At 41.9% G+C, this 2,586-nt stretch carries 1 protein-coding gene; it reads left to right on the top strand.

The genetic code is table 11. The annotated features are described in order from the left end of the window. Positions 1-2,176 (top strand): helix-turn-helix domain-containing protein (locus ACZFYI_RS18830; RefSeq protein ID WP_462525661.1); only part of this gene is annotated, 2,176 nt, incomplete at its 5' end. Positions 2,177-2,586: the final 410 nt, after the last annotated feature.

Below are 2,586 nucleotides of genomic sequence, written 5' to 3'. Positions count from 1 at the left end.
CACATTCCTCAGAAAGCTTGCAGAACTTACTCACAAGCGATTTGTGATTCTTGCGCCGACGGGAATTGCAGCCTTACATGCAAGGGGAGTTACCATTCATTCGCAGTTTCTACTTCCTTTTGGCACTTTTCTCCCTACCCGAGAACCTGAGGGAAACTTCAGTAGCAGCGGTAATTTCTTTACTCAGTTTACATTGGGCAGAAGACATCCTTTGAATATGGCCAGAAAAAAAGTCCTTAAGGCCGTAGATCTGCTCATTATCGATGAAGTCAGTATGCTCAGGGCAGACATCCTCGATGCGATTGATTACCGCATGCGAAGTGTCAAAAGAAACTTTGATGAGGCTTTCGGAGGCGTTCAGGTATTGATGATTGGGGATTTATTTCAGTTGCCACCTATAGTGAAAGACTACGAATGGCAGGTACTGAACAAATTTTACAAAAGCATGCATTTTTTTGAATCCCAAGCGATTCGCCAATCAGGAATGGTGTATCTGGAACTTGATAAAATCTTCAGACAAAAGGATGAGAAGTTCATTACTCTCCTTAATCATCTCCGAGACAATGAAGCCACGGCGTCTGACATCGCTTTTCTGAATACCTTTTACAAAAGTGAAGATGAAATCAAAAATCTACGGGATACCATTATCATCACCACACACAATTATAAAGCTGAAGAACACAACCAAAAGGAATTGGCAGCGCTAAAAACCAAATCCCATACCTTTGAGGCCATCATAGAAAAGGATTTTCCCGAAAGCCTTTATCCCATCCCAAAGATCCTTGAACTGAAGGAAGGCGCACAGATTATGTTTATAAAAAATGACACAAGTGGCTATTCAGAATATTTCAATGGGAAAATGGCCACCGTCAAAAAAATAGACGGTGATGAAATCACAGTAATTTTGGCGGACAGCAGGGTAGAATATACTTTGAGGAAAGAGGTTTGGGAAAACAAAAAATATGTCGTCAATGAGGATACCAAGGAATTGGAAGAAGATGTCATCGGGACATTTGAGCAGTATCCCATCAAGCTGGCTTGGGCGGTTACTGTGCATAAAAGCCAAGGACTGACCTTTGACAAAGCCATCATTGATGTCGGACAGGCATTTGCTCCGGGTCAAGTATATGTGGCCTTGAGTAGGCTCCGTGGATTGGAAGGACTTACTTTAAGGACCCGTATCCAATCTCATGTCATCAACAGTGACCGGGATGTGGTGAACTTTACCCAGACCACCCAAGACCAAGAACCTTTGGAGCGGCTGCTTTCCCTCCATCAAAAGAAGTACATGGCAAAACTTCTGGAAAGCACTTTTGATTTTGGAGAAATCCTACAAGCCATCACTACCTTCAACAAGGATTTTAGTGGGACTATGGAATTTGAAGACCCTGAAATGCAAAGAGCTATCCCAGAAATCTATGAAGGAATCCTTCAAGAAGGCGAAAATACCTACAAATTTCAAAGACAACTGCTTCAAATTTTACAGGTGAATGAGGAAGAAAAGTTACTCGACCGGCTGGAAAAAGGAAGTCAGTATTATGCAAAATTGCTAAAGGAAAGTCTCAGAAAGCTGTTGATACATAGCGGGGAAGTGGAGCGGTTTACCAGAAGCAAAAGCTATCTGGAAGGAATCTCGGAAATTGAATTGATGGTTTTTAAGAAACTGACAGAAGTAAAAAAGGTGACTTTTTTGATCCCTGCTATTCTTAATGGAGAAGAAATAGGAAAAATGGAAACGGTAAACCAAGAACTCATCAATCTTCGAATTTCCTTGGCGCAGGATGCCAAACAAGCTGCCAAGGAAAATCCAAAGTTCGCTTCTAACAAAACTGGTAGAAAAAAGAAGGGAAAAGGAGAGGCCAAACTCAAAAGAGAAAAAGGAGAAACATACGAAATCACTTATGAACTGAGCCAATCAGGGAAATCAATTGCTGAAATTGCGTCAGAACGTGGACTAGCAGAGTCTACTATAAGAGGTCATTTGGCCAAAGGGATTGCTGAGGGGAAAGTTTCGATCCATTCACATATGGGTGAAAAGGAAATCCGTGAAATCGGGGAGCTGATCAAATCCAAAAACGGGGATATTGTCTTGGTCCGTCAGGAATTCCCTGCAAAGTATGATTATGGGACCTTGAAAATGGTCGCAAATCATTTGGCAAAGTTAGAGAAGGAATAAATCCCTCACCGCCGACTTTCCTCTCCACAAATGTTCCATAGTAAGATTCCTTTGAAGTAGAAGATTCTTATTTTTTCTACCAACCCTGATTTCAAATTCTCAGTTTTTTTAGCACAAATCCGCCCCATCTGGGCGAAATCTTGGTAGCCCCATGCAAGGTGCTTGTCTGATTTTTTTACTCTCAATGATCCCTACGCACCGAAGCTCGGGGTAATAAAAAAAAAATAGATGTGATTGGTTTTTTGGAGCAAAAAGGTGAAATGTGGAATTGGGTTTACACCAAAAACAGGAAAGGCATCTTAAACATTTTGGCCGTATCGGCAAAAGCCCCATAGGGGCGAAATCTCGGTAGCCCCGGGCAAGGTGCTTCTGTGATTTTTATACTCTCACTGATCCAAATGCACCGCAGC

The organism is Aquiflexum sp., from assembly GCF_977115555.1.
The sequence above is the reverse complement of the archived record's forward strand: the minus strand, read 5'-3'. Positions and strand labels throughout refer to the sequence as shown.